The organism is Pseudomonas sp. UBA5706 (genome assembly GCF_002419965.1).
Classification (GTDB): domain Bacteria; phylum Pseudomonadota; class Gammaproteobacteria; order Pseudomonadales; family Pseudomonadaceae; genus Aquipseudomonas.
The window spans coordinates 42,384-66,691 of record NZ_DIHC01000009.1 but is presented as its reverse complement, the minus strand read 5'-3'; the positions used below and the strand labels follow the sequence as shown (position 1 = coordinate 66,691).

The window sequence follows — 24,308 nt, the reverse complement described above, 5'->3', positions numbered from 1 at the left end:
GAGGTAACACCCGTGTTCTCCCAATTCGCCCTGCACGAACGCCTGCTCAAAGCCGTGGCCGAACTCAATTTCGTCGAGCCTACGCCTGTGCAAACAGCGGCCATTCCGCTGGCGCTGGAAGGACGCGATCTGCGGGTGACGGCGCAAACCGGCAGCGGCAAGACAGCCGCTTTCGTGCTTCCGATGCTCAATCGCCTGATCGGTCCGGCCAAGGTCCGCGTCGATATTCGCGCGGTGATTCTGCTGCCGACCCGCGAGCTGGCGCAGCAGACCTTAAAGGAAGTCGAGCGTTTTTCACAGTTCACCTTCATCAAAGCTGGCCTGATCACCGGCGGTGAGGATTTCAAGGTTCAAGCGGCCATGCTGCGCAAGGTGCCTGACATCCTGATCGGCACGCCAGGCCGTCTGCTGGAACAGCTCAATGCCGGCAACCTGGACCTCAAGCACGTTGAACTACTGGTGCTCGACGAGGCCGACCGCATGCTCGACATGGGCTTTGCCGAAGACGTCGAGCGTCTGGCCAACGAATGCGCCAACCGTCAGCAGACCATGCTGTTTTCCGCCACCACCGGCGGTTCGGGCCTGCGCGAAATGATCGGCAAAGTGCTGAAAGACCCGCAGCATTTGCAGGTCAACAGCGTTAGCGAGCTGGCCGAGGGCACCCGCCAGCAGATCATCACCGCCGACCACAATGTGCATAAGGAACAGGTCCTGCACTGGCTGCTGGCCAACGAGACTTACAAGAAAGCCATCATCTTCACCAATACCCGGGCGATGGCCGACCGTATCTATGGCCGTCTGGTAGCCCTGGAGTACAAGACGTTCGTGCTGCACGGCGAGAAGGATCAAAAGGACCGCAAGCTGGCCATCGATCGTCTAAAGCAGGGCGGGGTAAAAATTCTGGTGGCCACGGACGTTGCGGCCCGCGGTCTGGATGTCGATGGTCTGGACATGGTCATCAACTTCGACATGCCGCGCACGGGCGATGATTACGTCCACCGCATCGGGCGTACCGGGCGTGCAGGCGCCGAAGGCCTGGCGATCTCGCTGATCACCCACGGCGACTGGAACCTGATGTCGAGCATCGAACGATACTTGAAGCAGAAGTTCGAGCGCCGCACCATCAAGGAAGTCAAAGGCACCTACACCGGTCCGAAGAAGGTCAAGGCTTCGGGCAAGGCCGTAGGGGTGAAGAAGAAAAAGACTGATGCCAGAGGCGACAAAAAAGGCGTCGACAAAAAGAAATCCGCCGCCAAAGGCCCGACCAAGCGCAAGACCGTGAATCGGCCGAAGGCCGAATCCCTGGTCAGCCAGGATGGTCTGGCGCCGCTGAAAAAGCGCGTTACGCGGCCTGCCGTTCCCGAGTAAGCGTGCCTACTCTGTAGCAGCAGGGCTGGCCGGCGGTGGCGATGCAAAACGTGCCCCGCTGGCCAGCCGTGCTGCTACTAGATGTTGACGCTTCACATCAGCCATCCGCTTTCGTCGCCGCCTCATCCATCTCCTTGATCCGCTGATCGATCAACTGGCATTTGTCCGGTACTTCCCGGGCGGTGGTTTCCAGTTGCATGTCCTTTATCTCCTGATTCAGCTCCCTGGCCTTGGCCGGATTCTGCTGCGTCAGTTTCTGCACTTCCTGAGCGAGCTGTTCCCGTTTGGCCTGGGCTTCTTCAGCCGTGCAGGCCCACGCCGGTGCAGCCGCGATCAGCGTCAGTGCAGTCGTGATACTCATGAGGGTGTTCATGGTTGCCTCTCTGTCCATGCAGGTTAATCGAATGGAGGGTACGACCTTGACATAAGTTCAGCGCCTGACCGCTGGGCCTACGAGATGAACGGCTCGCCGGCAGCTCGGTCACATCTCTGGAGCACCAAGCCCGACGACCGGACGTCGCGGGTTGTTATCCCAACTTCGCCCCGCTGCTTGAGGTAGGAATATGTCGAAAAAATATGATTGGGACTTGATCGAGCGTCTGCTGCACGAAGTGCAGAACGGCGCTGGCAAGCCATTTGCCCCGCGTAAACATGCTGAAGAACTTGCTCAGGCCAAGGCGCAGGTCGGCGAAAGCGTCGAAAGCCTGGATGCCTTGAAAATGCAGGCAGCTGACCTTGAAGCCTTGCTGCTCAAGCGCGGATTCATAGCATCCCGGCCCGAAGAGGAGGGTGGAAACGGTGAGAACTTCATCCTGACGGCGCTAGGATCCAGACTGTTGGCGATGATCGACAGCAGTATCCCTGGCAATGACCATCCGCGTCAGGTGCTCGATGAGCAGGCCGATGCGCTGGATCCGGCGACCTTCGAGCAAGCTTCGTCCAAGGCGCAAGTGGCGCACGGCGTCATCTAGGAGCAGGAGCGCGCCTGTTTCGGGCGCGCTCTGGCAAGCTCATCCCTTCTTCACGCCTTTCAAACAACTCAGGTTGGTAAAGTCCTGCCGTACATCGGCGATCTTATCCAGTAGCTTCTGCCGTTGCTCGGCTGAGCTCTGCGCCATCAAGTCGGTGATCAGGGATATCGCCGCCTGTTCGGTATGGTCATAAGCCTGCCGATATTCGGGTGTCCAGAATGTCTCGCGATCCTGCAGTAACTTCGCAATTCTGGTATCGAAATCCGCTGTCTGCCGCTGTTTGACAGCGCTCAACAGCAGCGATTGCCAATGCGCTCGATTGTCAATCCATAAGCGGTTTTGTTCACCCAAGGACGCCGACCACAGCATCACACGTTCTCGCTGCGTCGGGCTGAGCTTGCCGATCCACGGGTTCAGGCGCTTTTCCATACGCTGGGCGCGTTCCTTGATCTGCTGATCCAGCGGTTGATCGACGAATTCGGACTCGTGCTTGCGCGTGTCCTTGGTGAAGGCAGCCTCCATTTCCGCGACCTGCTGGTCGTCCAGCTTGCGCAACAGCTCGACCGCTGATGGGGTGATTTCCTGGGAGAGGGTCGCGATGGCCTGACGGGCTTCGGCAGTGCGTGCCTTAAGCTGGGTCTGGTTGACCTGATTGGTCTCGACCATGCCCTGCAGACGGTCGAGCCAACTAAGATAGTCAGGAATCTGCGTGGTGCAGTGCCAGCTCAAATGCTCCTTGAGGCGCTCATCGAGCCAGTCTTTCTGCGTTGCATTCATGTCCAGATAGTCGTTGAGCGACCAGGGAATGATCAGATCCAGATGCCGATACGTCAGGCCGATCTGGCTGCAACCGGCCAGTAACATCAGGCCTAGCCACAGCGAAATGCAGGTCCTCAACACATTACCCATGACAGCTCCTTGCCGGTTTGCTTCCAGTTATAGAGCAAGGCGGGGCAAAGCGGTTCAGCCAATCAGAAAAACGAGCGCACTATCTTCAGCGTCACCGCACTTTCGCATTGCGTATTGTGGCCGCTGTAGGCGCTGCAATCGGCGCCGCTCAGGCTGGAGCCGCTGTACATCAGGTTCATGTCCATGCCCAGCCACGGACGGGAAATATTGAACGACCAGTCATTGTAGGCACTGACTACGCCGCCACCGTCGATGACTGAAGGGGAGTCGAGCTGGTGATTGCCGTATTGCATGCGCAGGTCCAGGCCCAGCGGCGCCAGGCCACCCAGGTCGAGAAACAGGCTGCTGTCCTGGCGCCCGGCGTCGGTGCTGACGGCGGTGCCGATGCGGCTGTCGAAGATGCGAAAACCGGCGTACAGCTCATGACTGTCGATCTGGCTGGTATTGGGGTAACTGTAGCGAATCACCCCCAGTTCGTAGCCGAGTGTCTTGTCGAACGGCTTCTTGAAGCCCAGGTAGGAATCCACCTCAAGATTGGTATCCGGCGCCAGTCCGGCGCTGGGTGACCATTGTCCGATGTAGAAGCCGCTTTCGTGGGTGAGGTCCAACCCGCCATGGAATTTTGAATCGCCACTGCTTGGCGTTACCAGGCCTTGGGCCATGGTCCGGCTCGGTGTGGTGCCAAGCTTGAGGCTGAAATCTCCCAGTTCACGCTCAAGCACCTGAGCGCTGGCGCACTGGTGTACGAGCATTGCGCCGGTCAGCAGGGCGCCGGACCAGCGTGAAAAACAGCGAGCATTGGGCATGCTTCACTCCTGTCAGATTCAGAGGAGTGGATCGAAGGTGTCGTATCGAAATGCCGAGGGCCTGATAGGAACCGCGAGCTAGAGCCTCGCAAGCATACCGGCGAATGCCGACATGAATCGACCGCTGGTCGATTCATGGCACAAAAAACCGGCCTTAGAAGTCAGTCGTGCTGCGAAATCAGCTTATTGACGACGATCAGCGCCTGGGAAAACGACGGGTAACCGCTCTTGGCGACGTCCAGTTCATCATATTTGACGCGATAAGCCCGGGCCTTTTCCTGATCCACAGAGCCGGACAACTGAGCGAGCAAGGCGATGGCCAGTGGATAATGGTAATCGGCCGACTCCTGCAGCAGCTCATGCACCCGAGAGCCTTCCGTATTCAGGCGCAGCAACAACACCGCCTGATAAAACTGGGCCTCTCCGGTCTGGTCATGCTCTGCCGCACGGGTGAGCAAGGCGCTGGCCAGCTCGTAGCTCTCCTGTCGCCGCTCGTTGATGATCCACTTGGCTTGCAGCATGTCGTTCTGATAAAGCAGGTAATCGGCCCGGCAACTGCTGCCTGGCGTGGAATTGTCACAACCGTGTGTCGCACAACCGCCCAGGCCAAGACAGAGCAGGGCGCCGAATAACATCCATTTGTTCATGTCGGGGTTCCACAGAGATGTCTGGTCATTCAGGGCATCGTCCGGTCTGTCGCATTGCCAGTCAGTTCGGGACGAGTGGCTATGTCGGGACAGTAAAGCAGAGCTTTGCAGAAGCAGGCTTAACGAATCAGTCGATGGACCTGGCGCCTTGCGATCAAAGCGCCTGGATGTCGACCGCGGAGGCGGGGAAAAATTTACTTTTTGCCGAGGGAGATCTGTTTCGAAGCGCCGAAGGTCTGGCCGCTCACGCCTTTGGCGATCTGCTGAATTTCGCCGCCGGATTTCAGGAAAGCTGCAATTTGTGCGTTGATCGAATCGCTGGTCTCAACGGCTGGAGCTGGCTTGGCTTTCGAGTTGGATGCTTTTACGCGCATGGCTGCTATTAACCTATATAAAATTAATACGGCCGGCCATCTTATCGGAATGCGCGCGAAATTGCTTGGTAATTATCGGCGCACCACCGTAGACGGTTAATACCCGCGACGCAAGGCATGTGTCTCACGGCGCCGCTAAATGCCTGTTTTGATTGCCGACTCTTCACTTATCCGAGCGGTCACTCTTCTGCAAACAGGCGTGCGCCGCAAGATGCTCACCTGACGAATGGACCTTGTGCCCTATCCGTTTGCAGGCGTTCGGTGGCAAAACCTTGGTTTTCAAGGGCCGCGCCACGGCTCTGGGATGCCCCCACGCATGTCCGGCAACATCAGCACAAACTCGGGTAGAATGCCGCCCACGCAATGAGGGTATTTGGACATGGCTTTAGTCGGGCGCTACAACAGTTTGCAAGTGGTCAAACATACTAACTTCGGTTTATACCTTGACGGTGCGCAGGACGGCGAAATACTGCTGCCCAATCGTTATATTCCTAAAGATATTCCCAGTGAAGATGAAGACTGGTTAAACGTCTTTGTTTATCTGGACAGCGATGACAAGTTGATCGCCACCACGGAACGACCAAAAGTTCAGGTGGGGGAGTTCGCCAGTCTGAAAGTGGTCGAGGTTAACAGCATCGGTATTTTCCTGGACTGGGGGCTGCCCAAGGATTTGTTGCTGCCATATTCCGAAGAAAAGCGTCCGCTCAAGGCCGGTGACTACTGCGTGGTGCATGTTTACCTGGACAAGCATACCCGCCGCATCACTGCCACCACGCGGCTGGATCGCTATCTGGACAAGGTCGCAGCCAGTTATGCAGTGGGTCAGGAAGTGGACCTGCTGGTGGCTGAAGAAACCGCGATGGGCTTCAAGGCCATCATCAACAACAAGCACTGGGGCCTGATTCACAAGAACGAAGTGTTCAAATTCCTGCGCTCGGGCAAACAGGAAAAGGGTTTTATCAAGGAAGTGCGCAGCGATGGCAACATCAGCCTGAGTCTTCAGCCGGTCGGTGAGCAACTGGCCAGCAGCCTCAACACCAAGATTCTCGACAAGTTGCGCCAGAACGATGGCGTCCTGCCGGTCAGTGACAAGAGCGATCCAGCGGTGATCAGCAACTTGTTCGGCGTCAGCAAGGGCAACTTCAAGAAGGCCATTGGCGCGCTGTACAAGCAGGGCCAGATCGTGATTCATGCCGATAGAATCGAGCTGGTCTGACACCGGCCTGTAGCGGCGCAGCTCGCTCGGGGGGCGGCTACGGTCGCTACCCCTCAACACGGCGTGGCGCTATCGCGAGCGGCTTGGCGCCAAGGTCGTGGCTGCACGATAGGTGGGCGCAGCGAGGTGGTGAATCTATTTCTGCACGAACCCTGCAAAGCTCAGATTCGCCCCATTCGGACGCATGTCCTTGAGGTATGAATCCTTGTCCGCCGAAAGCTCCAGGCTGACGGTGGATTTGCGTTTGCCTTCGTTGCGAATCACGACGCCGTCCTTTTGCTCGCGCAGGAATTTGGTCGTGACTTTCAGGTGGATCAGTTCATTGGTGCTAGGGGTGTGCAACAGAAGGTGCAGCCATTCGTACTGGCCGACCGCGAGCCGGATGACCGGCAGATCGAACCACCAGATGTTGCGTTTGGGGTCCAGTACCGCGAAATGGGTGTTGTTGGTGCCCAGTACGGCGCCGCCCAGTTGCTCGTTGCGGCGCGCAATGGCCTGCTGTTTGTCGAGTTTCATAACGTTCCTGTGAATCTCTGTCTCATGTGCCTGGCTATGCATCCGCTGACCTGCAGGATAGCCACCACCGGCTCGGCCGCGCATTCTCCGGGGTTGTCGGGTAAACATAAAGGCAAAACTCGCGCACCGGGCCGAAAAGCGCAGTCAGCGCGTACGAGCTGCTGGAAAAATATTTGAAACTCTCGGGAACGGCGCCCGGTCAATCCTTATGTCGAGGTTATGACACCTGATTCTTACCGAGGAGAGACAACGATGAGCAGCACTGGCGATAAAGTCAAAGGCGCGACAAACGAAGCAGTCGGTAAAGTTAAGCAAGGCGTAGGTAAGGCAACCGACAACCCTGAGTTGGAAGCAAAAGGCAAGGGGCAGGAACTCAAAGGTCAAGTGCAAAAGAAAGTCGGCGACGCAAAAGACGCTGTGAAGAAGGGCGTTGATAAGGCGTGACCGCCTGTGCACTTGGGGCTGACTGCCTCGAGCGAATCAAAGTGTCATCCGTAACGGCCATCCCATGATGGCCGTTATTGTGTCCGGTCGAAGATGCGTTGAAACGTTTTGGGCCTGGCAAAAGTGCTTAACTGAATGTAAAAAGCCCGACCCGTTATGCAGGGCATACGGAATTTCAAAGCATTTGCCTGCTCGTATAGGTAAATGTGCTTCAAATACGTCTACGTCGCGAAGGAGACGCCATGATATTCCCGAATTTGCGCCGGCTGCGTGTCACCACGGTGCTGGTCAGAACGGTCAAAGAGTTTCTCGATGACGAGATGTCGACGTACGCCTCTGCATTGGCTTACCAGATGTTGTTTTCGCTGTTCCCGTTTCTGCTGTTTCTCATTGCCCTGATCGGCTTTCTGCATCTGCCGGATTTCTTCAGCTGGCTGCGCCTGCAATCCGAGCTGGTGCTGCCACCGCAGGCGCTGGATCAGGTCAACCCGGTGATCGACCAGTTGCAAGAGTCCAAAGGCGGTTTGCTCTCGGTCGGTATCTTCATTGCGTTATGGAGTGCATCGGCGGGGGTGCGCCTGATGATGAGTGCGATGAACGCCGCTTACGACGTCGTTGAGCAGCGACCGGTGTGGAAGCGTATCCCGCTGTCGGTGCTGTACACCGTAGGGTTTGCCGGGATGTTGCTGGCGGCGGCGGCGCTGATGGTGACAGGGCCTCAGGTAATGAGCTGGCTGGCGGCGCAAATCGGCATGGAGGAGTTCATCGTCACCTTGTGGACCATCCTGCGCTGGCCGTTGATCATCCTGCTGCTGATGATTTCGGTGGCGATGATGTATTACGTCATGCCGGACGTTAAGCAGGAGTTTCGCTTCATCTCGCCAGGCTCGGTGCTGGCGGTGGTCGTCTGGATCGTCGCTTCCCTGGGGTTTGCTTATTATGTGAAGACCTTCGCCAACTACGACGCCATGTACGGCAGCATCGGCGCAATCATCGTGCTGCTGCTGTATTTCTACATTTCCGCATCGGTGTTGCTGCTGGGCGCGGAGATGAATGCGGTGATTGAGCACTTGTCCGACGAGGGCAAGGAAAAAGGCGAAAAGGTCCCAGGCGACGGTGGTGAAGAGGCCGAGCCTGACGTGGCGCAGGAAAATCCGCAGGTGTCCGGCCTGGGTCGTGATCACAGCCATGATCATGACGATGACCATGCTCATGACTATGTACCGTCGCTGCAGCCGCTCAAGACCGACAAGTTCTGACCGCTCCTGTGGCAGGATGCGCCTTCGCATGGCGCATCTGCCTTGGACAGAGGTTCTTCCATGATCCGTGAAATCCTGAAAATGGGCGACGAGCGTCTGCTGCGCATCGCGCCGCCCGTACCTGAATCAATGTTCGGCTCAACTAAGCTGAAGACCCTGATCGACGACATGTTCGAGACTATGCGCAGTGTCGGCGGGGTAGGGCTGGCGGCGCCGCAGATTGGCGTCGATCTGCAACTGGTGATCTTTGGCTTCGAGCGCAGCGAGCGCTATCCCGACGCCGAGCCGGTGCCTCAGACCATTCTGCTCAACCCGCTGATCACGCCACTGGAGCCGACGTTGGAAGAAGGTTGGGAGGGGTGCCTGTCAGTGCCGGGGTTGCGCGGTGTGGTGGAGCGTTTCGAACACATTCGCTATGAAGGCTTCGACCCCGACGGCAAGCGTATCCAGCGCGTGGCGCGGGGTTTCCATGCGCGGGTGGTGCAGCACGAGTGCGATCACCTGATTGGCCGGCTTTACCCGTCCAGAGTCAAGGACTTCACCCGCTTCGGCTTCACCGAGGTGCTATTCCCCGACATGGACCCGAATGCGGATGATTGAGCGCTGCCCTATCGGTATGCCGACGCGCGGCTATTTCGCCGGCTTGATGAACCGCAGCGTCATCCGGTCCGATTCACCGATGGCCAGGTATTTCGCCTTGTCCTGCTCACCTTTGACCAATATTGGCGGCAACGTCCATACACCATCGGGATAGTCCTTGGTGTCCTTGGGGTTAGCATTCACTTCACTTTCACCCACCAGTTTGAAGCCTGCGTCCTGTGCCAGTTTCACCACGTAATCGGTGGGCAGGTAGCCATTCTTCTCGTTGTCCTTGGCGGTTGTGCCTGGCTTGGCCCGATGATCGACCACACCCAGCGTCCCGCCCGGTTTTAGCACGTCATAAAACGCTTTGAACGTCGCCACTTCGTTGCCTGCGTCGACCCAATTGTGTGCGTTGCGGAAGGTCAGGACCGTGTCGGCGGACGCAGGGCTGCCCAACACCGGCGCCTTGGGCCGGTACTCGATCACTTCGACCTTGCCGTAATGTGCAGGGTCAGCCGCGTATTTCTGCTTGAGGCGCTCTGCGGCCTTTTTGGCGTAATCGCTGACCGAAGGGTCGACGATCGCCACGACGTAATGCCCTTTGGCCTTAAGCAACGGCGCCAGCAATTCGCTGTACCAGCCGTTGCCGGGGGTAATTTCGATGACAGTCTGATCATTGCGCACGCCGAAGAAACGCAGCGTCTGCTCCGGATGACGGTACTGATCGCGCGCAGCATTCTGCGGCACCCGCCAGTCGCCCTTGAGCACCGTGGCGAACTGTTCGTGGCTAATGTTCGAAGAGGGGGCGGGCGTGGCCGCCGTCGCCACGGTCGATCCGAACAGTGCGGCGAAAGAGAAAGCGATTAGCGTTGGTTTCATGAGCATCCCGTTTCAATGGCCGGAGGTGATGACCGAGGCTAGCACGTGGGGTGGCTGGCGATTGGCACATTTGGTTTGGTCAATCGCGTAAAATGGATCTAAGGGCGAACCAATACCTGCAGGGGCTTGGTCTGCCTGTAGCGGGTCAGGCGAACGGCGAGTGCCTGCGGCAGATCGACAGTCTCGACGAAGCCCAATCGCTGATAAAACCCCGCAAGGGCCGGGTCGCAAAACAGCCATACACCTCCTTCGACGCTGCCGAGCGCCGCACTGATCAAGGCGCTGGCGACGCCCTGTCCTCGCTGGTCCGGCGCGACGAACAACCCGGTCAACCAATGCCCGCCACCAAGCGGCGTCATGCAGAGCGCTGCGACGATCTCTCCATCCTTGGCCACCCACCCCTGCGACTCGCCCCTGGCCCGCATGCCGGAACGATGGGCCTTGTAGAACTTCTCAAGCAGCGGGCGTTGAAGCGAGGGCAAGGGCTGAAACTGCATAAGGCATGGCTCATGTGATATTCGAGGGTTGGTTCTACCGTCATAACCAATCGATCTACAACATTTTGCGTCGCCGGGACACAAGTTGGTATCAGCCCAGTGCAGGAACGGCCATGGCCCATTACCTCGACAGCGCCCAACGTGAAGAGATCGCCCGTCTGCGCGCAAGTTTTATCGGCCGCACGGAATGGCCGACGTGGCTGCTGTTGATCGGTGTATATGCCGCCTGGCCAGCGCTTTTGCTGCTCAGCCCGCGACTGGGCGTTTGGCCGACGACTGTCCTGATGATTCCGTTGACCGTGCTGTGGATGTCGCTGCAACACGAGCTGCTGCACGGCCACCCCACGCGCCGGCCATGGCTGAACAAAATGCTGGGTTATGCGCCGTTTGCGGTGTGGTATCCCTACACGCTTTATCGCGACACCCACATGCGCCACCACCGCGATGAAGACCTGACGGTTCCTGGCCTGGATCCCGAGAGCCGCTACCTCAGCCAGTTGAGTTGGCAGCGCACCGGCACTCTCATGCGCCTGCTGCGCTGGCTCGACAAAACCCCGCCGGGGCGGTTGTTGTTCGGCGTGCCGTTGGCCCTGGGCAGTCTGATAGCCAGCGAGTTCGCGCGGTTGTTGCGTGGCGAGCGTCAAGCCTGGGCCATGTGGGCTACCCACGGGGTTTTCCTCGGGTTGATGTTCGCCTTCATCGAGCGCTACAGCGCCTTGTCGAGTCTGCAGTATGTGCTGCTGATCAGTGTGCCTGCCCTGGCGATATCGATGGTGCGCTCGTACTACGAGCATCGACCGGCCGAACATTGCCATCAACGCACGGTGATCAACGAAGCCTCGTGGCCGTGGCGCTGGCTGTTTCTGAATCTGAACCTGCATCTGGTGCATCACGACCTGCCAGGGCTGGCCTGGTACCACCTTCCTCAGGTCTATCGCGATCGCCGCGAACAGTGGCTGGCACGCAGCGGTGATTTTCTGTTGCCCGGATATGTTGAACTGTTTCGTCGCCACAGCTTCAATCCTGTGGACAGTCCTCAACATCCTTACGTCTAGGTCCGGTATTGCACATGGCTCAGGGTTTCGCCGAATTACAGATGTATGTCGCCCCCGAGCGTGTGCGCCAGGCCCAGGAGCAGTGGCTCAGCCGCGTGCTCGAACGGCTCGGCGTCGAACGGCGGGATGCGCAGGCGCTGGATCTCAAACAGCTCTGGTTGTCCCCGCAGTTAGTGTTGACCCAGACCTGCGGCTATCCGCTGATGACGCTATTGCGCGGCCAGGTCGAGGTGGTCGGGCGCCCGGTTTACCAGTTACCGAACAGCGCGGGCGGTCAACATTGCAGCGTGCTGGTGGCGCGGGCGGACGATCCCCGTCAACGGCTTGAGGACTTTCGTGGCAGCCACGGTCTGCTCAACGCCCGGGACTCCAATTCCGGCATGAACCTGTTTCGCCACGCGCTGGCGCCGTTGCAGCGAGAGGGACGGTTTTTTGCACAGGTTTCGCTGACCGGCGGGCATCGCAACAGCCTGGCAGCGATCAAGGGAGGTCGCGGGGATCTGGCGGCGATCGACAGCGTTACCTTCGATTATCTGGCCCGCGACCACAGCGACGAAATTGCCGGGTTGAGGGTGATTGGCCACACGGCGAACGCACCGTGCCTTCCCTACATCACCCGGTCAGGCGCTGATGGCGAGCAGGTTCGGCAGGCAATGAATCAGGCACTGGAGGACTCGCCGACGATGGCGAAGGTATTGGCGATTGCCGAGGTGCTGCCAGCCAGCGAGTCGGATTATCAGGTTTTGCTGGATTATCAGGCTCAGGCGCAAGCGTTGGGTCTTCACACCTTATAGCTGCGGCGCTTGCCAACACGCGTCGATGCTAAAGAGAGCCCCGTGGACGTGGGTCTTTTATTCTTTCGCGATCTATAACCAGCATCTTTAAATATTATTAATGCATAAAACCCCTTGCTAGCATGAACTCAGCCGCACCTTCGGGCTGCACGATTATTCATGCCAAGGGAAGTGTTATGTCTGGCGTCGATCTGCCCCACCGCCACCTGCTCGGCGAACTATTTCAGCGTCATTACGCCTGGTTGTGCGAGCGCTTGCGTCGCCACCTGGACGGGCCTGAGAGTGCCGAGGACATCGCTTGCGAAACCTTCCTGCAATTGCTCGCCGCGCCCAATGTGGTGCCGATTCGCGAGCCTCGGGCATTATTGAGCACCATTGCCCAACGGCTGATCTACCAACGCTGGCGTCGCCGGGCCCTGGAGCGGATGTATCTCGATGGCCTGGTCGTCGAGGAGCACGCCGACGCGCCTTCCCCGGAAAGCCTGGCCGCTACCCTGCAGATGCTGGATCGTATCGACCGCCGCCTCAACCGCCTGCCGCCCAAGGTCAGGACGACGTTCCTGCTCTCGCGCAGCGTCGGCCTGACCTACCCCGAAATCGCTACGCAACTGGGCATTTCTTCGCGGTCGGTCAGTGATTACATGGAAAAAGCCGAAACCTGCTGCGTTCGCGCTTGTCTGGAATGAGGCGTGTGCTGTGCTAAACCCTACTTGGCCTTTTCCATTCCCGAGCCGACAACCACGAGAGACAACAATGACATTGATCAAACACCTGCTGGGCGGCTCGCTGCTGGCGCTGACGGTTCTGACGCAATCTGCCTACAGCGCAGAAAAGCCCGCGCCGATTCACTTTGGCGACATCACCTGGGAAAGCGGCAGCCTGATCACCGAAATCCTGCGCACCATTGTCGAGAAAGGCTACGGCTACCCCACCGACAAATTGCCAGGCAGCACGGTGAGTCTTGAGGCGGCACTTGCCAGGAACGACATCCAGGTGATCGGTGAGGAGTGGGCAGGGCGCAGCCCAGCGTGGGTCAAGGCGCAAGCCGAAGGCAAGGTTCACGGCCTGGGCGATGTCGTCAAGGGCGCGACCGAAGGCTGGTGGGTGCCGGAATTCGTCATCGAGGGCGATCCCGAGAAAGGGATCAAGCCGTTGGCGCCGGACCTGAAGTCAGTGTCGGACCTGCCTAAGTACAAAGACGTGTTCAAGGACCCGGAATCGCCAGACAAGGGCCGCTTCCTCAACAGCCCGACCGGCTGGACGTCGGAAATCGTCAACACGCAAAAGCTTAAGGCCTACAAGCTCAACGACAGCTACGTGAACTTCCGCACCGGCTCTGGCGCTGCGCTGGACGCGGAGGTGGCGTCATCGATCAAGCGCGGCAAACCGGTGTTGTTTTACTACTGGTCGCCCACGCCACTGCTGGGTCGCTTTAAGTTGATCAAGCTTGAAGAGCCGCCATTCAACGAAGCGGCGTGGAAGACCTTGGCCGATGCCAGCAATCCGAACCCGATCGGTTCCAGCTCACTAGCCGCGCATTTGGCAATCGGCGTGTCGGACCCGTTCCAAAAGCAATACCCGGAATTGGTGAGCTTCTTTCAGAAGGTTGACCTGCCAATCGATCAACTGAACCAGACGTTGGGCCAGATGAGCGAAAAGCGCCTGGAACCCACTGCGGTGGCCAAGACCTTCCTTAAGGATCATCCGCAAATCTGGACGCCTTGGGTGCCGGCTGACGTGGCGAAGAAGGTAACGGCGGGTCTTGGAGACTGACGCGATCTATCACCGCTAATCCCCCGTAGCGTGGCGGCTTGCCGGCGGTGGTGGCCTCAAGGTCGCCGCCGTCGGCAACCAGAGCTATTACACGGCTCAGTGGCTTCATCCTGTGCCCCTCGATCCATGCCCATCGACACGCCCTAATTCCCCTGGCCTTTTCCTCCAACCTTGCCCGGATCCTGCGGTCAGAATGCTGAACGCAGCTTCGCTGCTGTGTGTCGGCGGGCGGGTCCGCTGGCAATGCGTTACTCAACTGCTAGCGTCACCAGGCACTCAGTGAGTGGATCACACACATAAAAAGTCGCCGGGAGAGGACATGGGAGATAGCAGATCAACCGCGTTGACGATGCTCAAGACGGTCGCCTGTCTGGGGTTGGGGCTACTGATTCATGCGCCGGGTATGGCGCGGGCTGAGGAGGCGCCGCCCGAGCAGGCAGCAACCACGACACCCGCCCTGTCGTCCAGCGCACTGTCGTTCGTGCAGGATCGGCATTTGGGCGAGAGCCTGGGCTGGCTGGGGTATCAGGTGGCCTCACGCACGGTGACCTTCACCACTATCGTTGAGACCATCGGGCGGACCAAGGCGCAGGAAATTGTCCAGGACGAGCTGCAATACCTGCAACCGCAATACCAGCAGGAGTGGGATCGAAATCTCGCTGCGGCCTATGCGGCTTCCTTCTCGCCCGAAGAACTGGCAGCGCTCGACGCCGGTGACCCGCCACCGGACGTCGCTAATAAATTCCGCGTCAAGCAGCGTGATGTCGGCATGGACATGAAGAGCCGCTCCAGCGAACTGCTCAAGGTTTATGTATCGACCGCGCTGGACAATGCGCTGAAAAAAGCCAAGCCTTGAGCTTTCCGGTCTTTGTAAAAGACTCGGGACATTCTTTTGCTTCACACGGGGAAGAGTTAACCATGGACCCATTTATGCAAGCGGCCATCGATGAGGCGCAAAAAGGGCTCGACGAGGGCGGTATTCCGATCGGTTCGGTCATCGTCCACGACGGCAAGATCATTGGTCGCGGCCACAACCGCCGGGTTCAGCAAGGCAGTGCGATCAAGCACGGCGAGATGGACGCCTTTGAAAACGCCGGACGCCAGCCCGCCAGGGTCTACCGCGAAGCAACGCTTTACACGACCCTCTCGCCCTGCGCGATGTGCAGCGGGGCGATCCTGCTGTACGGCATTGGCAAGGTGATCGTCGGCGAGAACGAGACATTCATGGGCGAGGAACAACTGCTGCGCTCACGGGGTGTGCAGGTGGACGTGCTGCACAACGCGACCTGCGCCGGGCTGATGAAACAGTTCATCGCCGCCAAGCCTGAACTGTGGAACGAGGATATCGGCGAGTAGCGATCCGGCATACCGCGCGCAATGCCTGGCAGTTGAACCATCCTGACCCATGGGACGAGCCTGTCTTTTTACAGGTCGGTTGCCTGCCCATCACAGGACGGGACGGCTTGTTCAACAGCCACTTGCCCTCAGGATGGCTGATCGTATGGCTGTACCGTGTCAATGCTGCAGGTGTGCCTGGCCGAACAGCTGCACCTGTCGCAGTTGCCCGTCCTCTTCGACCAAACGCACAGGCGCGGTGCCTCCGGGCATGACCACTTGCACCATGCCTGCATCGACCCAACCGCTAAGCCACGCGGCTGATGCCACCGCGCTGGCGCTGGTGCCGGAGGAAGCGGTCGGTCCTTCGCCGCGTTCGAACACTCGCGCCATGATTCGATTCGGCGCCAGCCGCGCAGCCCATTGCAGGTTGATGCCAGCCGGGCACGGGTCACCCTCACCCAACTCACCAGCGGCAAACGCGATCCGCGTCAGAGCCTCGTTGAGCGGCGCATCGTGAAGCGCCGCGAAACCTGGCAGAGCAGTGGCATCGGCCACCATCGTGACGCAGTGCGGGTTGCCCACCCTGACAAATACGCTGGTGCGCCAGTCGGGATGAAGACGTGCCAGGCGCTCGACCCGATTGACCGGCGCGTCGTTGATCACCGCGTCGCCGACGCCCGGTCCTTTGGCGCCAACCGCGACGGCACCGAACCCCGGTGTGCCGATGTCCAGCCAGAAGCCCGCAACACCGTCCAAAACGGCCGGGACCACCCCGGTGGGCGAAGGACTGGCTGAATCCTCGTGATCATGATGCACATTCAGCAGGAAACCCTGGCCACCCGGCGTAAGCCCGCTGTCGGCCAGCGACTGAGAGAAAATGGTCAGCCCGTTACCGCTGCGTTCGGCCAGTGTGCCGTCGGTGTTGAGGATCAGCACATCGAACGGCGCTGCGTGCTGAAAAGGGCCGACCAGCAAGCCGTCCGAGCGATGCGCCTTGCTGTCGGCAGGACGCTTGCCCGGGGGCCAGTCGCAGAGCGCAGCGATCGCATGGGGCGCCCAGCTGCGGCGAGCCAGCGCAGCGTCAGCGGCGGTCTCGGGCACGTTCACCCCCAGTGCGCGCAGGGCCTGGGGAGAAATCACCGCGTAGATGTTGCCGCGAGCATCGTAGGAAGGGGCCATGGCAGGGTCCGGGGTCGGCGTTCGAACCTTGCATTAAATCATGCCGGGCGATGCATGACTGCCCGCCAATGGACGCGTGCCTTGACGGCTGAGGTGTTTACGCGGCTACACCACCCACGTCAAACCTGCCGAGACCACCAACAGCAGCGCCATTCCCTGATTGAACCGCTTCATGCTCTGCGCCGAGCGGCAGAACTTCGCGGCGCCCACGCCCAGCCACGCCCAAGCGCTCATGCACGGGATCGATATCATAAAAAAGGCCAGCGACATCCCCATCACCCGCAGCGTGCGATCGGCGTCGGTACCTGCAAACACGCTAATCACGGCCAGCGCCATCATCCAGGTCTTGGGGTTGACCAGTTGCAGGCCCGCCGCGCCCCACAGCCCCAGCTGCGGCCCGGCGGCAGCTTTTTCAGGTTCTATGGCTTCGGCCGGCGCGCTGAAGATCTGCCACGCCAGCCAGGTAAGCCAAGCGATGCCGGTCCACCCCATCAGCGTTTGCACGTAAGGGTGGCGCGCCAACGCATCGCCCAGCCCGGTGCCGACCAGCAGCACCAGCAACGCTGCGCCCGCACAGGCACCGAGCACGATCGGCAGCGTGCGTAACAGTCCATGGCGCGAGCTGTGGGTCAGCACCAGGATGTTGGTGGGACCGGGTGTAATGGAAGCGACGAAGGCAAACAGCACAAAGGGCAGGAAGGTCTGCATGGGCAACTCGGCAGCGATTGATCAGGCAGCGATGATCGCCGCGCGAGCGCTGTCAGTCTGGAAGATTTGAGCAGCGTTTGCGGTAGTCGGCGGGCGTCATGCGATAGGCACGCTGGAACCAGCGGCCCAGATGGCTCTGGTCGGCAAAACCCAATGCGGCGGCGACGCTGACCGGCAGCTCGCCGCGGGCCAGCAAGCGCCGGGCGCGAGTCAGGCGCAGTTGAATCAGGTAGGCATGGGGCGCCAGGCCAAAGGCAGCCTTGAAGGCCCGGCTCAAACGGAAGCGATCAACGCCGGTCGCCCTGGCCAGATCGTCAAGTCCGATGTCCTGATGCAGGTGACTGTGCAGATAGTCGCGCGCCCGTTGCGCCACCAGCGGCAGGCGGGGATCGGGGTTGATCAGCGCGCGCCAGTGCAGATGGCGGGTCACGCTTGAGAGCAGGGTGTCCAGCGCGGTCTGGCGCACGATGCGCAGCTCCTGGCTATGCATCGCTTCGAACGCTTTGGCGGTGGCCGAGGACAGGCGACTGTCATCGGCCAACGTCGCTGCGAAGCTGAGTTGCGCGTTGTCTGGGGCCTCTTCGAATTGCGCGCGCAGCTCGCGTTCTATCCACTGCGGGTCCAGGTACAGCGTGCGATAAGTGAAGCCACCCGCTTCGGGTGCATGACCGTCGTGGAGGTCTCCGGGCTCCAGCAAGAACACCTTGCCCGGTGTGCTGTTGTGCCGTTGACGGCGACAGTTGAACTGCTGCACACCCTGTTCGGTGATACCCACCAGATAACTATCATGCCAATGCGGGTCGTACGCGTGCCCCTCGAAATGCGCGCGCATCGTCTCGATGCCGGACAGCGCGTCCTGCTTGAGATCGATCCAGTTGCGTTCGGGCATGAGGGCTCCTGATAAAGAGGCGGCAGGGTCGTAGCGATAGTGGCGGGCATTCTCGATAACAGCACGCCCAAGCATGGCTCAGGTTACCGGCAGCCTAACGCATGGTCTGGAAGATTTGTGCAACCGGCGACCGCTTCTATCGGTCAGCCGCCAAACTGCTCTGCCAAGGGTGCAGACGGACGCCAGCCCGCGTTCAGGCACAAAGCGGCAGCAAAATCTCACACCCGTGTCGTCAGCACAGCGCAGTCGGGCTGAGCGCGTCGCTTTGACTATCCTTGTTACAAAATGAACGGTCGTATGCCTGGTTCATCGTGTCCGCGAACCTGCGCGCCGTCACGCCGTCAAACACCGCAATCGCCACTCATTCATACCCATCTTCATGAGGTAATCGATGAACAGCTTTCTGCGACGTCTTGCACTGTTCTCCCTGGCTGGCCTATTGACTGGCGGCTTGGTTCAAGCGGGCGAGCGTGCTGAGCAATCCCCTCAGGCATTGGCTTCGGCCAGCTACCCCAACCGCAGCAACAACAATTCCGACAACGGCGCCATCCGCCGTGCCAATCCCAACAGCTGGCAGGGCACGCAGTCGATCTCGCCCACTCCGCGTGGTCCAAACCTCAATCCTGCGCCACAGCGCGTGCCGACCCTGGAAAACGGCGGCATCGGCAACGGCTACCCTACACGTCAGCAAGCTCCACGAACGTCCAGCGGCAACGAGCGCGGCAGCAACTGAATCGACCACGCGTGTCTATCGACCGCCTTGGCCGGATTGCGCGCCCGCTCCGAGGGCAGGCCCTGATACACCTCCAGCAAAAGGAATCGTCCATGTTGCGTAAGAGCATGATCCGCAAAACCTTGATCGCCACCCTCTGTGCCAGCGCACTGTGCAGCGTGTCATGGCAGGTGTCTGCCGCCCGTTACCAGAGCGAGGAGGGCACGCTGACGGTGGATGAAGTGGTGGGCGGTTTGCAGCATCCGTGGGCGGTTGCGTTTCTGCCGCATGGCAACGGCATGCTGGTCACCGAGCGCACGGGCGCCCTGCGTCGGGTCAGCCCCGACGGGAAGTTGTCCAAGCCGATCTCCGGCGTCCCCAACGTCTGGGTGCAAGGGCAGGGCGGGTTACTTGACGTCGAACTGTCGCCGGATTTTGCCAAGGACCGGATGGTTTACCTGACCTACGCCGAAGCAGCGGCTGATGGCAAGACCGGCGGCACCGCTGCGGGGCGTGGGCGGCTGTCGGACGACATGACCAAGCTCGAAAGCTTCACCCGGATCTTTCAGCAGCAGCCCAAACTGTCGGTTGGCAACCACTTTGGCTCGCGCATTGTCTTCGACCGGGACGGCTATCTATTCATCGCCCTGGGCGAAAACAACAACCGGCCCACCGCTCAGGATCTGGACAAGTTGCAAGGCAAGGTCGTACGCCTGTACCCCGACGGCTCGATCCCCAAGGACAACCCCTTCGTTGGTCAGAAAAACGTGCGTCCCGAAATCTGGAGCTACGGCCACCGCAACCAGCAGGGCGCCGCGCTCAACCCCTGGACCGGAACCCTGTGGACCAACGAGCACGGGCCGATGGGTGGCGATGAAATAAACATCATCGAACGCGGCGCCAATTATGGCTGGCCGATTTCCACTTTCGGCATCGACTACAACGGCCAGCCGATCCCTGAGTCGCGCGGCAAGATCGTCGAAGGCGTGACCAACCCGTTCCACGTCTGGGAGAAATCCCCGGCCATCAGCGGCATGGCCTTCTACGACTCGGACACGTTCAAGCAGTGGGACCACAACATCTTCATCGGGGCGCTGGCGGCTCAGGTTCTGATTCGCCTTGAACTCAAGGACGACAAGGTGGTGCACGAGGAGCGTCTGCTCGGCGATTTGAACTCGCGTATTCGTGACGTTCGCGTAGGCCCTGATGGTTACCTGTATGTGCTGACCGATGAGGACGACGGGAAGTTGCTGAAGGTGGGATTGGCTGAGTGAGCAAAAATGTCATCGATATGGCTCCCGCCTTTGTGCAGGAGTCATACAAGGCTCTTTTTTGTTCGAATGGATGCTTTACGGCGGGTAAGCGCTCATGCAGCGCCCGGACGTTTCAATCACTGGCCCGGGTAGGGCGATATCCCCGGCTACACGTCGGTTTCCGGATCGGCATGCCCTTGGCAGCAAGCCCGCTCCTGCGCCGACACAGGCACGTCGAACACTCGATCAAACACCCACTGAAACACCAGCGCATAAAAGAAGAAAAACACAAACAGTCCCAGATCGGTCATCAGCGCGGCCCACCACGAAATGCTCAGCCACCACGCCACCAGCGGAATCAACATCAGCACCAACCCGCCTTCAAAGCCCAACGAGTGCAACAATCGGCGAGTCAGGTTGCGGGTGCGTTGCGCCTGTCGTGCCTCCCAGAGTTCGAACATCCCGTTGTACAGCATGTTCCAGATCAGGGCGCTGGCGGAGAGCATCAGCGACAGCGCGCCTGCATGAGCCAGGTCGTCGGCGTAGATCAGCGAAAGGGTCGGCGACAGCACCATGATGGCGATGAGTTCATAAAGGGTGGCTTGAACCAGTTTGCGTTTACGGCCTTGAAGGCTGCGTTGCATGTTGATCTCCAGAAAGCGTGGCGGGACGAATGTCAGTCACGCTAGCGGGTCATCGTGGGCATGAAAAATGAGATAAATTGACCCTGCATCAATTCAATTCATGCAGGGAGCTGTCCGTGTTCTCCAATCTTCCGCTCACTGCGGTCCGCACCTTCGAAGCGGCGGCTCGGCTGGGCAGCTTCAAGTCGGCGGCTGAGGAGTTATCGGTGACTCCGGCGGCCATTTCCCATCAGGTCAAAACGCTGGAAGCCTGGCTCGGTGCGATGCTGTTCGAGCGTTCTGGCCAGGGCGTGGTCTTGACGCCGGACGGTGAGCGACTGTATCGCCAGACCCATGGCGCATTGCTGGAGATCAGCCGAAGCCTTGCGAGCTTTTGCACCGATGTCGCTTCCCAGACGCTGACCCTGTCGACCACGCCGGGCCTTGCCGCGGCTTGGTTGATTCCCCGCCTGGGCGGATTTTATCGGGCATATCCGCAGTTCAACGTGCGGGTCGACACGCGCAATGAACAGGTCGATCTGCTACGCGATTCCAGCATCGATCTGGCGATTCGCACGGTGAGTCGCGACGACCCGAAGCTGTTTCGGCAACACTTGATGAACGAGCATTTCGGCGTGTACGCAGCGCCAGCACGGGTGGCGTCACTGGACGGCGCGAGTGTCGAGCTGATTGACCTGCGCTGGCAGATGCCCGGTGGGTATGCGATCAGCTGGAGCACTTGGTGCGCGGCGGCTGGCTGCGAAAGCTGGCTTGAGACCGCCCGCCTGCATGAGTTCGACGACGAGCACTACGCGCTGAGCGCCGCCGTGGCAGGGCATGGGGCGGTGCTGGCGAGTAATGTGCTGGTGGCCGACAGCGTGAAACGCGGTGAATTGGTGGCCTATAGACCGGAAATCAGTTTGCCCGGCCCGCGTTATATGGCGGTGTGCGTGCCGGGGAGGGAACGCCAGGCGCCGTTGAAAGCGTTTCTGATGTGGTTGGGTGAAGAAGTCGCCAACACGCCGCTTCTGTAGCCACCCGGCTCACCTGCGATAGCGATTTCAAACACACCGCCGCCGGCAAGCCTGCTTCAGGAGCAAGAGCGGACCACCCGCTTTCAAGCGCTTTCATACGTGTATCGAGGGTGTATCGAGGTTGTAAAAAAACGGCGTAGAACGTAAAAGATGCGCCGACAAGACATCCCGCCTGGAGCTTCGTTTTCGATGACCACCCCACACCGACCTGCCGCAGGCCTTACACGCCGCCTGTTGCCGTTGAGCATTGCCTTCGCTTCGCCGTGGTTGGCCGCTCAGGAAGCCGAGCCGCTCACGCTGGACGCTGTGAAAGTGTCGGGTGAGCGGGCTTCGGCCTATCAGGCCCAGAGTGCCTCGGTCGGGGGCTTCAACGAGACTCCGTTGCGCGATACCCCTGCCTCGATTTCGGTGTTCAGCGCGCAGATGCTCAAGGATCAGCAGGCCAGGCTGCTCAGCGACGTGCTGCGCAACGACGCCTCGGTGGGCGACAGCTATGCGCCTGTCGGCTACTACGAAAACTTCGTGGTACGGGGCTTTTCCCTCAATGCTGCCAACAGCTACCGCATCAACGGTCGCAGCGTTACTGGCGAGCAAAACGTGGCGTTGGAAAACAAGGAGCAGGTTGAGCTGCTCAAGGGCTTGTCGGGCTTGCAAAGCGGCGTATCGGAGCCGGCGGGTGTGGTCAATTACAAGACCAAACGCCCTGAAGACGTACGCTCGGTCACCGTCTCCACCAATGAGCATGGCGAGCGCTACATCGCCACCGACGTGGGTGGCTGGTTCGGCAGCGAGAAACAGTTCGGCCTGCGCGCCAACGTCGCTCACGAAGATATTCGCTCCTACGTCGAGCACGCCGACGGACAGCGGGACTTTGCCTCCCTGGCGTTCGACTGGAACATCAATGATCAATCGACCTTGCAGCTGGACGTCGAGTATCAAACCAAAGAGCAGCGCTCGGTGCCGGGCTATCAATTGATCGGCGGCACTGAATTGCCCCACGACGCTTCGCCACGCAAGCTGCTCGGCTACCAGGGCTGGTCCAACCCGGTGGGCATTGACTCGCTGAACATGAACGGTCGCTATGAGTACCGCTTCAGCGATGACTGGAAAGCCAGCCTAAGCGCCTCGCGCAGCCGGGTGGTGATCGATGACTACAGCGCTTTCGCCTACGGCTGCTATTACCAAAGCGACTGCGCCAGCACGCCCGTCACAGGGCATTTCAACGGCAACGGCGGCTACGACATCTACGACTTCCGCAGCCCCGACGACACGCGGCGCAACGATGAAGTCGAGGCTGCCATGACCGGCCTGTTCAACACTGGCTGGCTCAAGCACGAGCTGACCTTTGGCACCAGTGCGTTTCGCCGCACGGTCGACACTCGCCCTTATTTCAGCGAATACGCGGGCTCGGGCAACGTCAACCAGGCGCCAGAGGCCTTCGCACCTTCCGACCTGCCGGTCGGCCATACCGAACGCCGCCTGGACAGTCGTCAGTACGGCTTGTTCGCCACCGATCGCATCAGCTTCGACGAGCATTGGCAGACCGTGCTCGGCGGTCGTCAGGTGCGCCTCGACGAAAAGGCCTACAACGAAGACGGCAGCGACAATCGCCACACACAGCGCGCGATTTTCCTGCCCCAGGCGGCATTGATCTACAAGCCGATCGATACCGTTTCGCTTTACACCCGCTACAGCAAAGGCCTGTCGCTGGGCGGCACCGCGTCGGTGTTCGACACCAATATCGGCGAAATACTTGCACCGACGGTTTCGCGTCAGCTTGAGGCCGGGGTCAAGTACGACTGGCGGCGCATGAGCTTCACCGCCGCCGTGTTCCAGACCCGTCAGGCGTATCAGTATTCCAGGCCTGACGTCGATGGCAGCCTGACCTTCGTGCAGCAGGGCCAGCAGAAAAATACCGGGCTGGAACTGAGCGCCAACGGCTGGCTGACCTCGCAACTGCAGATCGCTGCCAGCGCCGCAGCCATCAAGGCACGGGTAGAGGACAGTGGCACCGCGGCTTACGAAGACCATCAGGCGATCAACGTGCCGAAATTTCGCGCTAGCCTATCGGCTGATTACAGCCTGCCGATTGCGGGCCTGGCTCTGCTCGGCGGCATGCAATACAGCTCAAGCAAATACGCCAACCGCGAGGGCTCGGTAAAAGTCGATGACTACGCCGTGTTCAACGCCGGGAGTCGCTACAGCACCAAACTCGAAGGCTACGACACCGTGTTCCGCCTGACGGTCGACAACCTGTTCGACAAACGTTACTGGCGCGACGTGGGTGAATACCTGGGCGATGACTACCTGTTCCTCGGCGCGCCGCGTACCGCACGGCTGTCGGCGACGGTCAGTTTTTGAGGCAGTCACACAGGCCGATTCTTTGGCAGAACGGCTTGCCGGCGGTGACGTGGGTGCTATTGCCACCGCCGACAAACCGCATTGCTCAGATGTGCGGTTAGACAACAGGATGTTGAGCCCA

General features: G+C 59.8%; 28 protein-coding genes. 16 read left to right on the top strand and 12 right to left on the bottom strand.

The window, feature by feature from the left end:
• The first annotated feature begins 12 nt into the window (after window positions 1-12).
• Entirely contained in the window at window positions 13-1,368 is a 1,356-nt protein-coding gene (locus B3I26_RS05040) for a DEAD/DEAH box helicase (protein WP_296255743.1), read from the top strand.
• Window positions 1,369-1,465: 97 nt separating this feature from the next.
• Here B3I26_RS05040 and B3I26_RS05035 read toward each other — a convergent pair whose 3' ends face one another.
• Window positions 1,466-1,741, bottom strand: coding sequence for a hypothetical protein (locus tag B3I26_RS05035; RefSeq protein ID WP_296255742.1), 276 nt, complete (start codon window positions 1,739-1,741; stop codon window positions 1,466-1,468).
• A gap of 190 nt (window positions 1,742-1,931) precedes the next feature.
• On the opposite strand from B3I26_RS05035, the gene B3I26_RS05030 reads away from it, so the two are divergent.
• On the top strand, window positions 1,932-2,339 hold the full coding sequence (locus B3I26_RS05030) for a transcriptional regulator (protein WP_296255739.1): 408 nt from the start codon (window positions 1,932-1,934) through the stop codon (window positions 2,337-2,339).
• Window positions 2,340-2,378: 39 nt separating this feature from the next.
• Here the strand turns inward: B3I26_RS05030 and B3I26_RS05025 are convergent, their stop codons facing one another.
• The 4 genes from B3I26_RS05025 to B3I26_RS05010 all read right to left on the bottom strand — a co-directional run bounded on the left by B3I26_RS05025 (window position 2,379) and on the right by B3I26_RS05010 (window position 5,075).
• Window positions 2,379-3,248 carry a DUF6279 family lipoprotein gene (locus B3I26_RS05025; RefSeq protein WP_296255735.1) on the bottom strand — a complete coding sequence of 290 codons (870 nt, stop codon included), beginning with the start codon at window positions 3,246-3,248 and terminating at the stop codon, window positions 2,379-2,381.
• A 62-nt stretch (window positions 3,249-3,310) separates the two neighbouring features.
• Window positions 3,311-4,054 carry a TorF family putative porin gene (locus B3I26_RS05020; RefSeq protein WP_296255733.1) on the bottom strand — a complete coding sequence of 248 codons (744 nt, stop codon included), beginning with the start codon at window positions 4,052-4,054 and terminating at the stop codon, window positions 3,311-3,313.
• Window positions 4,055-4,215: 161 nt separating this feature from the next.
• Window positions 4,216-4,701 (bottom strand): hypothetical protein, encoded by a 486-nt coding sequence (locus B3I26_RS05015; RefSeq protein WP_296255728.1) that lies wholly within the window; start codon window positions 4,699-4,701, stop codon window positions 4,216-4,218.
• Between the two features lie 194 nt (window positions 4,702-4,895).
• Window positions 4,896-5,075, bottom strand: a complete 180-nt coding sequence (locus B3I26_RS05010; protein ID WP_296255727.1) for a hypothetical protein — start codon at window positions 5,073-5,075, stop codon at window positions 4,896-4,898.
• Between the two features lie 379 nt (window positions 5,076-5,454).
• Here B3I26_RS05010 and B3I26_RS05005 point away from each other — a divergent pair, with 379 nt between their 5' ends.
• Window positions 5,455-6,291, top strand: a complete 837-nt coding sequence (locus tag B3I26_RS05005; RefSeq protein ID WP_296255724.1) for a CvfB family protein — start codon at window positions 5,455-5,457, stop codon at window positions 6,289-6,291.
• A gap of 135 nt (window positions 6,292-6,426) precedes the next feature.
• Here B3I26_RS05005 and B3I26_RS05000 read toward each other — a convergent pair whose 3' ends face one another.
• Window positions 6,427-6,807: a hypothetical protein gene (locus B3I26_RS05000; protein ID WP_296255722.1), complete on the bottom strand. Its 381-nt coding sequence runs from the start codon at window positions 6,805-6,807 to the stop codon at window positions 6,427-6,429.
• A gap of 252 nt (window positions 6,808-7,059) precedes the next feature.
• Between B3I26_RS05000 and B3I26_RS04995 the strand changes: the two genes are divergently transcribed.
• From B3I26_RS04995 to def, 3 genes are all read left to right on the top strand, one after another.
• The gene (locus tag B3I26_RS04995) at window positions 7,060-7,251 is read left to right on the top strand and encodes a CsbD family protein (protein ID WP_296255719.1); all 192 of its coding nucleotides are present in this window, start codon (window positions 7,060-7,062) and stop codon (window positions 7,249-7,251) included.
• A gap of 242 nt (window positions 7,252-7,493) precedes the next feature.
• Window positions 7,494-8,510, top strand: coding sequence for a YihY/virulence factor BrkB family protein (locus B3I26_RS04990; protein ID WP_296255717.1), 1,017 nt, complete (start codon window positions 7,494-7,496; stop codon window positions 8,508-8,510).
• A gap of 60 nt (window positions 8,511-8,570) precedes the next feature.
• The gene (def, locus tag B3I26_RS04985) at window positions 8,571-9,110 is read left to right on the top strand and encodes a peptide deformylase (RefSeq protein ID WP_296255714.1); all 540 of its coding nucleotides are present in this window, start codon (window positions 8,571-8,573) and stop codon (window positions 9,108-9,110) included.
• A 30-nt stretch (window positions 9,111-9,140) separates the two neighbouring features.
• Here def and B3I26_RS04980 read toward each other — a convergent pair whose 3' ends face one another.
• Both B3I26_RS04980 and B3I26_RS04975 read right to left on the bottom strand, forming a co-directional pair.
• Window positions 9,141-9,971, bottom strand: coding sequence for a class I SAM-dependent methyltransferase (locus B3I26_RS04980; RefSeq protein WP_296255712.1), 831 nt, complete (start codon window positions 9,969-9,971; stop codon window positions 9,141-9,143).
• Window positions 9,972-10,069: 98 nt separating this feature from the next.
• On the bottom strand, window positions 10,070-10,468 hold the full coding sequence (locus B3I26_RS04975) for a GNAT family N-acetyltransferase (protein ID WP_296255710.1): 399 nt from the start codon (window positions 10,466-10,468) through the stop codon (window positions 10,070-10,072).
• A gap of 113 nt (window positions 10,469-10,581) precedes the next feature.
• On the opposite strand from B3I26_RS04975, the gene B3I26_RS04970 reads away from it, so the two are divergent.
• The 6 genes from B3I26_RS04970 to B3I26_RS04945 all read left to right on the top strand — a co-directional run bounded on the left by B3I26_RS04970 (window position 10,582) and on the right by B3I26_RS04945 (window position 15,446).
• The gene (locus tag B3I26_RS04970) at window positions 10,582-11,523 is read left to right on the top strand and encodes a fatty acid desaturase (protein ID WP_296255707.1); all 942 of its coding nucleotides are present in this window, start codon (window positions 10,582-10,584) and stop codon (window positions 11,521-11,523) included.
• A 14-nt stretch (window positions 11,524-11,537) separates the two neighbouring features.
• On the top strand, window positions 11,538-12,317 hold the full coding sequence (locus tag B3I26_RS04965; RefSeq protein WP_296255704.1) for a phosphate/phosphite/phosphonate ABC transporter substrate-binding protein: 780 nt from the start codon (window positions 11,538-11,540) through the stop codon (window positions 12,315-12,317).
• 176 nt (window positions 12,318-12,493) lie between these two features.
• Entirely contained in the window at window positions 12,494-13,003 is a 510-nt protein-coding gene (locus B3I26_RS04960; RefSeq protein ID WP_296255701.1) for a sigma-70 family RNA polymerase sigma factor, read from the top strand.
• Between the two features lie 67 nt (window positions 13,004-13,070).
• The gene (locus B3I26_RS04955) at window positions 13,071-14,090 is read left to right on the top strand and encodes an ABC transporter substrate-binding protein (RefSeq protein ID WP_296255698.1); all 1,020 of its coding nucleotides are present in this window, start codon (window positions 13,071-13,073) and stop codon (window positions 14,088-14,090) included.
• Between the two features lie 349 nt (window positions 14,091-14,439).
• A complete protein-coding gene (locus B3I26_RS04950) occupies window positions 14,440-14,946 on the top strand; it encodes a hypothetical protein (RefSeq protein WP_409522060.1) in 507 nt (168 codons plus the stop codon).
• A gap of 62 nt (window positions 14,947-15,008) precedes the next feature.
• Window positions 15,009-15,446, top strand: a complete 438-nt coding sequence (locus B3I26_RS04945; protein ID WP_296255695.1) for a nucleoside deaminase — start codon at window positions 15,009-15,011, stop codon at window positions 15,444-15,446.
• A 159-nt stretch (window positions 15,447-15,605) separates the two neighbouring features.
• Here the strand turns inward: B3I26_RS04945 and B3I26_RS04940 are convergent, their stop codons facing one another.
• The 3 genes from B3I26_RS04940 to B3I26_RS04930 form a co-directional block, all read right to left on the bottom strand.
• Complete coding sequence (locus B3I26_RS04940) at window positions 15,606-16,607, bottom strand: diaminopimelate epimerase (protein WP_296255694.1); 1,002 nt, start codon at window positions 16,605-16,607, stop codon at window positions 15,606-15,608.
• 105 nt (window positions 16,608-16,712) lie between these two features.
• Window positions 16,713-17,315, bottom strand: coding sequence for a LysE family translocator (locus B3I26_RS04935; protein ID WP_296255692.1), 603 nt, complete (start codon window positions 17,313-17,315; stop codon window positions 16,713-16,715).
• 52 nt (window positions 17,316-17,367) lie between these two features.
• Window positions 17,368-18,204 carry an AraC family transcriptional regulator gene (locus tag B3I26_RS04930; RefSeq protein ID WP_296255690.1) on the bottom strand — a complete coding sequence of 279 codons (837 nt, stop codon included), beginning with the start codon at window positions 18,202-18,204 and terminating at the stop codon, window positions 17,368-17,370.
• Window positions 18,205-18,595: 391 nt separating this feature from the next.
• Here B3I26_RS04930 and B3I26_RS04925 point away from each other — a divergent pair, with 391 nt between their 5' ends.
• Window positions 18,596-18,937 (top strand): hypothetical protein, encoded by a 342-nt coding sequence (locus B3I26_RS04925; RefSeq protein ID WP_296255688.1) that lies wholly within the window; start codon window positions 18,596-18,598, stop codon window positions 18,935-18,937.
• A 107-nt stretch (window positions 18,938-19,044) separates the two neighbouring features.
• On the top strand, window positions 19,045-20,190 hold the full coding sequence (locus B3I26_RS04920) for a PQQ-dependent sugar dehydrogenase (protein ID WP_296255852.1): 1,146 nt from the start codon (window positions 19,045-19,047) through the stop codon (window positions 20,188-20,190).
• A 146-nt stretch (window positions 20,191-20,336) separates the two neighbouring features.
• Here B3I26_RS04920 and B3I26_RS04915 read toward each other — a convergent pair whose 3' ends face one another.
• The gene (locus B3I26_RS04915) at window positions 20,337-20,813 is read right to left on the bottom strand and encodes a PACE efflux transporter (protein ID WP_296255685.1); all 477 of its coding nucleotides are present in this window, start codon (window positions 20,811-20,813) and stop codon (window positions 20,337-20,339) included.
• A gap of 116 nt (window positions 20,814-20,929) precedes the next feature.
• Here B3I26_RS04915 and B3I26_RS04910 point away from each other — a divergent pair, with 116 nt between their 5' ends.
• Both B3I26_RS04910 and B3I26_RS04905 read left to right on the top strand, forming a co-directional pair.
• Complete coding sequence (locus B3I26_RS04910) at window positions 20,930-21,826, top strand: LysR substrate-binding domain-containing protein (protein ID WP_296255683.1); 897 nt, start codon at window positions 20,930-20,932, stop codon at window positions 21,824-21,826.
• A 189-nt stretch (window positions 21,827-22,015) separates the two neighbouring features.
• The gene (locus B3I26_RS04905; RefSeq protein WP_296255682.1) at window positions 22,016-24,187 is read left to right on the top strand and encodes a TonB-dependent siderophore receptor; all 2,172 of its coding nucleotides are present in this window, start codon (window positions 22,016-22,018) and stop codon (window positions 24,185-24,187) included.
• The last annotated feature ends 121 nt before the right edge of the window (window positions 24,188-24,308 follow it).